This is a genomic window from Clostridium sp. AM49-4BH, assembly GCF_003478335.1.
In the GTDB taxonomy this organism is placed as follows: Bacteria; Bacillota; Clostridia; order Lachnospirales; family Lachnospiraceae; genus Butyribacter.
The window spans coordinates 25,003-32,064 of the sequence record NZ_QUFB01000033.1; the positions used below are offsets into that span (position 1 = coordinate 25,003).

Here is a 7,062-nt window from a genome sequence, read left to right on the forward strand (position 1 = left end):
AAAACTCTTATACCGATTATTCTAAAAGGTAGGTTGCAAAAAGAGATAAAAAGTGAGGATTTACATGGATACATATAAAGTAAAGCCATTGGAAGAACCGATGGAGGTTTGTGTACAGGTACCGGGTTCTAAAAGTATGACAAATCGTGCACTATTGCTCGCGGCAATGGGGGAGGGAATGACTCTGTTACACGGAGTTCAATTTAGTGAGGATTCCTTGCATTTTCTTACAGCCTTACAGGATTTAGGGTTTGATGTACATGCTGATCAGGAGGCATGTACCGTTCGGATTCGAGGGTTTGGAGGACAGATCCCAAAGGAGCAGGCAACAATTTATGTTGGGAGCGCGGGAACAGCAGCCAGGTTTTTGACCGCTTTTGTTGCAATGTCAGCGGGCAGATATCGTTTGAATGCATCCGACCAAATGAATAAACGACCGATGCGGGAGTTATTGCGGGCACTGGAGGAGTTAGGCGCACGCTTTACGTGGCTTGGTGAGCCGTATCGCTTTCCTATGGAAGTTTATGGAATGGGGCAAAGATACGGGGAGTACCGCGTGCAGCTAAATATTGATCGAAGCAGTCAGTTTTTAAGTGCGTTATTGATGACAGCGCCGACTGCGATCGACATGCTTACGATAGAACTTACCGGTAAACGCAGTGCAAGATCTTATGTGGAAATGACGGAACATATGATGTGTCAGTTTGGACATTCCGGGGTATTAAAGCATGAAGCGGATTGCTATCAGGTGCGTAGAGGAGACTATGAGGCGAGAGAGTACGTTGTGGAGCCGGATGTATCTGCAGCCTGCTATTTCTATGCGGCGGCAGCAGTGACCGGAGGAAGCACCGTGGTACGTTTTATGAAAAAGGATTCGCTGCAAGGAGATATGCGCTTTTTGGACGTATTGGAACAGATGGGCTGTACCAAGCAGTGGGGACACATGGAAGAAACCGGAGAGCCGGCACTTAAGATCTCCGGACCGGTTAATGGGGTGTTGCATGGTATTGATATCAATATGAGTGATTTTTCGGATCAGACGCTTACGTTAGCAGCGATTGCACCGTTTGCCGATTCTCCGGTGACGATACGAGGAGTCAGCCACATACGGGGACAGGAATCGGATCGCTTGTACGTGATCGTGACAGAGTTAGAGCGTATGGGGATTCGCTGCGATATGTTTGAAGATGGAGTCACAATCTATCCGGGAGAGCCAAAAGGCACCCAGATCGAAACTTATCAGGATCATCGAGTCGCCATGGCGTTTGCAGTGACAGGACTGCGCACACCGGGTGTTGAGATCTTGAATCCGGGATGCTGCAGAAAAACATTTGCAGATTATTTTAATGTATTTTCAATAATATTTAATCAGAAATGATGGAAGGAAAGGAATAGAAACAATATGAAGGGAATCATTGATGTATTACAGGAAGAAGTAAAGCAGGCATTTGAGAAGGCTGGCTATGATGGAAAGTACGCTAAGGTGACGATTTCCAATCGTCCGGATCTTTGTCAGTACCAGTGCAATGGTGCACTTGCCATGGCAAAAGAATATCACAAAGCACCGATTCAGATGGCAGAGCAGATTGTTGAATTATTAAAACAGAGTGATACATTTGCGGCAATTGCGGCACAGGCACCTGGATTTATCAATATGACAGTCAGTGGAGAATTTTTGGCAGCGTATATTAATGAGATGCGTGCTGCAGACAAGTTTGGTTTGGAACAGCCGGCTAAGAAAGAGACGATCGTGATCGATTACGGCGGAGCGAATGTCGCAAAGCCGCTGCATGTGGGCCATTTGCGTTCTGCAGTCATCGGCGAGAGCATTAAGCGTACTGCACGATACATTGGTCATAAAGTAGTTGGTGATGTACATTTAGGTGATTGGGGGCTGCAGATCGGTCTGATCATTACAGAGTTAAAGCATCGTAAACCGGAGTTAGTCTATTTTGATAATACCTATGAAGGGGAATACCCAACAGAGCCGCCATTTACCATGAGTGATCTGGAAGAAATTTATCCGTATGCAAGCGGATATTCCAAAGAGCATGAGGATTACAAAGAAGAGGCACAGGAAGCAACTGCACAGCTACAGGCAGGCAGAAGAGGTTATTTGGCGCTTTGGAAGCATATTATAGACGTATCGGTAACAGATCTGCGTAAGATTTATACAAAGTTAAATGTTGACTTTGACCTTTGGAAGAAAGAATCTGATGCACAGCCATATATCCCGGATATGGTGCAGGGGATGAAAGATGGCGGATACGCACATCTTGATGACGGTGCACTTGTTGTGGATGTAAAAGAAGAGACAGACACGAAAGAAATCCCGCCGTGTATGATCTTGAAATCGAATGGTGCGACACTTTATAATACGACCGATTTAGCAACGATCGTTGAGCGTCGTAAATTATTTGATCCAACCCGTATTATTTATGTGGTAGACAAGAGACAGTCTTTGTATTTTGAACAGGTATTCCGTTGTGCTAAGAAGACCAAGATCATTGGTGATGATGTTGATCTTATCTTTGTCGGTTTTGGTACTATGAATGGTAAAGACGGTAAGCCGTTTAAGACGAGAGATGGCGGTGTGCTTCGACTGGAGCATCTGCTTGCGGATGTGACCGCACAAGTATCCGATAAGATGGCTGACCGTGATATGGACGATGAGACGAGAGCTGATGTTGCGGCCAAAGTGGCACTTGCAGCGATCAAATATGGTGATCTGAGCAATCAGGCATCCAAAGATTATGTGTTTGATCTGGACCGATTTACGTCGTTCGAGGGTAACACAGGCCCATATATTATGTATACGATCGTTCGTATCAAATCTTTGCTTGCCAAGGTAGCACAGAATGCGATTGAAGTAGATGAGCAGTTACCGATCCTTCCGGCATCCGATAAGAGTGCAACAGATGTTATGTTGTCTCTGTCAAAATGGGGTGAGATCGTGCAGGCAGCTTATGAGGAGCAGGCACCGCACAAGATCTGCCAGTTTATTTATGAGTTATCTGATGCTTACAACAAGTTTTATCATGAGAACAAGATCGTTGCAAATGAAGATGCAGCACTAAGAAATTCTCATATCTGTCTTAGCAAGCTTGTTGTGAATGTATTGGAGACTGCAGTTGATCTGCTCGGATTAGAAGCACCGGAGCGCATGTAGTATATATTTGGATAAGAATGAGTTGATTGGAGGAATTGGATGTACCGTTTAATATCAAGATTGGTTATATACCGCGGCATGGAAGAAGATGGCATTTTATTGCGTTTGTCCGATATTTGCCAAAGGTTTTATAGTGGTGATTACGACAAGGACAATCTGGTAACGGAAATTTATGAGCAGATCCACAGTTTGTTGGATTTAGCGACTCGTTATGGATTTAACAAAAATCTATGGCACAATTATCTTGCTTTTCAATTGGCAATGAGTGAAAATCCTTTTACAATGGTATCGGAAAAGGTGGGCGGCAATGACGGTACGGTCAATGCATTTGCCAAAGCAGATTTTCAGATATTCAAGAAATTGTTTGACTATGATTTTTCACCGATTGAAAAAGCATTAGAGATCAATTGCTTTTCCGTGATCTGCAATTATGAGGCAGTGGGTAAAAGTGAACAGATCTTCAACAAGAGTGTGAGCGAAAAAGTGCAGGAATTAAGTGCTGCTATTGAAAAAGCGGATGATGAGGATGCACTGTATCGTATCGTAACGGACTTTTACAAAAAATATGGTGTTGGGAAGTTTGGGCTTAACAAGGCTTTTCGCGTCGCAGGATCGGAGGCAGAGGATATTCTTACACCGATTACAAATACCGGTGATATGCTGTTATCAGATATTATTGGTTATGAGAGTCAAAAACAGAAATTAATAGAAAATACAGAGGCATTTGTATCAGGCAGACAGGCCAATAATGTACTGTTATTTGGTGATGCAGGTACCGGTAAATCAACCAGTATCAAAGCAATATTAAATGAATACTATAGCAGGGGCCTGCGCATGATCGAAGTGTATAAACATGAATTTCAGTATTTGTCACAGATCATTGCAGAGATCAAAAACCGCAATTATCGTTTTATTATTTATATGGATGATCTTTCTTTTGAAGAATTTGAGATTGAGTATAAATATCTCAAAGCGGTGATCGAAGGTGGCCTGGAAACCAAACCGGATAATGTTTTGATCTATGCAACTTCGAACCGCAGACATTTGATCCGCGAGACCTGGAGCGATCGCTCTGATATGTCGCAGGATGAACTGCATCGTTCGGATACAATGCAGGAGAAGTTGTCATTAGCAGCGAGATTTGGTGTAACGATCGGATATTATCGTCCAAAGCAGCAGGAATATTTCGAGATTGTTAAACAATTGGCTAAAAAATATCCACAGATCACCTTGTCGGAAGAGGAACTCTGTTTGAAAGCTAATCAGTGGGAGCTTAGCCATGGTGGTATTTCCGGACGTACGGCAACACAGTTTATTGCCAATCTGGCGGGAAGTGTGCTGCAGGATGAGGTCGATTGATGAGCCGGCTTAGTAAGACAGTGCGCCAGATGCTTGTGATCTGTGTGGTACTGTTTATCGGGGGGATATCGTCAGTCAGAGCAGCGGCTGCTCCAAAAGCGAACATTGCAGGAGCCAAAAGAGCGGTGATATTGGCCTTTCAGAATTATGAACGTCAGGTAGATGTGTCGAAATATCATTTGTACAACAAACGCGACGACAAAGCGGTGAGTAATATGATGACGGAAATCGCGACACAGACATCGTATCTCTTTTACAGTGGGCAGGAATATACGAAGGTTGTCAGCGCATCTGACGGACAGGTGCGCCAGATGAAACTGAGTTATATGAAAATATTTCGGAAAGCAGATGGTGCGCCGGATCGGACCAAGATCCAGAAGGTTCGGCGAAAGATTCGAGCTAAGGTTGATCGGATCGTGGCAAAAGCACCGTCTGGAATGACAAAGCTTGAGAAAGCGTTGTATTTTCATGATTATCTGATCCGGAATACGGCATATTCAGATCAGAATACAACATATTGCACCAGTGAATGGGGTGTATTCCTGAAAGGAAAGGGGAACTGCCAGGGATATGCAAAGGCATATGCATTGTTATTGCAAAAGGTGAATATCCCTGTGAAATTTGCCAATTCCTATTCAATGATGCATATGTGGAATGTGGTACGATTAAAGGGAAAATGGTACCATGTTGATCTGACCTGGGACGATCCCTTAAATCCAAACACGCACAAGGATCAGCCAGGGCTGGTACTTCATGAAAACTTTTTATGCAGTACGTCCTATCTGAAAAAGAAGGGTTACCGAGGGATTCGCTGTAAGCTAACAACATCTTCAAAATATGACCACAAATATTGGAAGCAGGTAAACAGTGCTTTTTATTATCAGAAAGGCAGATTTATCTATCAGACAGATCGGGCGGTCAGACAAAGAAAGCGGATCGCCGGAGGTGCTGTTCGTACTTTGGCGAGGGCTGGTGGAAGTTTATTTGTCAAAGGCAGCAAAGGGAGATTTTATTTTATCAACTTCAACCGCATATATTGTTATAATGGGCGGACACACCAAGTGAAGCTTGTGTGGGAAGGCGGTAAAAAATATGCCTCTTATCAGGCAGCACAGTTGAGCTTCGCAAATGGCAGATTAAAGGTCGGATTGCAGCGAGGCAAAATATGCAAAATAATAACGGTAGCCGGGTGATTCCGACTACCGTTTTTTTACTTTATAGGAAACTTCTCGTTTCCTATAAAGTAAAAACGCTCCGCGAGGATGCGCATCTCGCGGAGAAGAAGTTAGCTGCAAACAGCACCGCTCGAGCGCGAAAGAGTCGCAAGCGACTCTTTGTTCGATAAATGCTGTTATGGTATTACAGTATATCGCAGAGAAAACCATCTGCAGTATTAAGATCAGTAACAGACTACAATACCACCATCCGCTGCGTAGAGGGAGCTGATGCCACCGGTCTCTGTAATTTGTACATCCTTAAATGAAAGACGTTTCAAGATCTCTTCTTTGACAAATTCTGCACGTTTGCGATTGTTGCAATGTGCGATTATTAATGTATGGTTTTGCGGATCAACAGCGTCCGCCTTGATTGCATCTGCCATCTTCATGATCGCCTTTGACATACCACGTGCCTGTGTTACTTTATCAATCTCACCGTTACCGTTAGATGTCATTACCGGCTTGATGTTGAGTGCACTTGCCAGCGTAGCGGTTACCGTAGAGAGGCGACCGTTTTTACGCAGAGTCTCAAGAGACTCTAAGACAAACTTTGTACCCATCTCATGAATAAACTGTTCGGTCTGTTTTATCACTTCGTCGAAAGAAAGTCCACTGCCGGCGAGTTCATTTGCTTTGAGTGCGACTAATGTCTGCCCGGAAGAGGCAGACAAGGAATCAAATACATGGATATGTTTATTTGGATGATCTTCCATATACATATTGGCTGCCAGCATGGCACTATTATAAGAACCACTCAGATGACTGGATAACGTTACCATATAAATGTCATCAGCCATCTCAAAGTGTTTAAGATATTCATCCGGTGCCGGGCAGGAAGATTTGGCACATTCGGGATAAGCATCGATGCGTCTGAGAAAATCCTGCTGATCAAAAGTATCATCATCAATTATATCGTAATCACCAATATGGATCGTCAAGGGAATATGGGCAAAATGCGGATCCTGCTTCATATCCTCTGTAAAATCTGTGCAACTGTCACATAAAATCAAATAGGACATAGTTCTCTCCAATCTGCCTGCAGAAGTCTGCGGCTGTCTACTATCAGTATGTCCGTTCATATCCAAAATAAACCGGATCTATATTGTCGATCACCTTAAAAAGTGCCAAAAACGAACATACACAATTCTAAAACTTATAAAATGTAGTTTTTAATACTACATATATTATCATTCTTACCTTATAAAGTCAACTGATATGTAATGACCTCTTGTCAAGTACAAATTAACAGAAATCACCACAAACTTTATTTAATTGTTGCTGAAGGCACCCAGAAAGAGCCTCGGAGTATCAGTTCTC

General features: G+C 43.3%; 5 protein-coding genes. 4 read left to right on the forward strand and 1 reads right to left on the reverse strand.

The features are described 5' to 3' along the window. Window positions 1-64: 64 nt before the first annotated feature. The 4 genes from aroA to DW981_RS09985 are packed head-to-tail and all read left to right on the forward strand — an operon-like array spanning window position 65 to window position 5,721. Window positions 65-1,378, forward strand: a complete 1,314-nt coding sequence (gene aroA / locus DW981_RS09970; protein WP_118507608.1) for a 3-phosphoshikimate 1-carboxyvinyltransferase — start codon at window positions 65-67, stop codon at window positions 1,376-1,378. Between the two features lie 24 nt (window positions 1,379-1,402). Then, window positions 1,403-3,169, forward strand: a complete 1,767-nt coding sequence (argS, locus tag DW981_RS09975; protein ID WP_118507609.1) for an arginine--tRNA ligase — start codon at window positions 1,403-1,405, stop codon at window positions 3,167-3,169. 39 nt (window positions 3,170-3,208) lie between these two features. Next, entirely contained in the window at window positions 3,209-4,528 is a 1,320-nt protein-coding gene (locus DW981_RS09980; protein ID WP_022024076.1) for an ATP-binding protein, read from the forward strand. Beyond that, window positions 4,528-5,721 (forward strand): transglutaminase domain-containing protein, encoded by a 1,194-nt coding sequence (locus tag DW981_RS09985; RefSeq protein ID WP_118507610.1) that lies wholly within the window; start codon window positions 4,528-4,530, stop codon window positions 5,719-5,721. The genes DW981_RS09980 and DW981_RS09985 overlap by 1 nt, the downstream gene beginning before the upstream one ends. A gap of 206 nt (window positions 5,722-5,927) precedes the next feature. On the opposite strand, the gene DW981_RS09990 is transcribed toward DW981_RS09985, so the two are convergent. Further along, window positions 5,928-6,764, reverse strand: coding sequence for a DegV family protein (locus DW981_RS09990; RefSeq protein WP_118507611.1), 837 nt, complete (start codon window positions 6,762-6,764; stop codon window positions 5,928-5,930). Window positions 6,765-7,062: the final 298 nt, after the last annotated feature.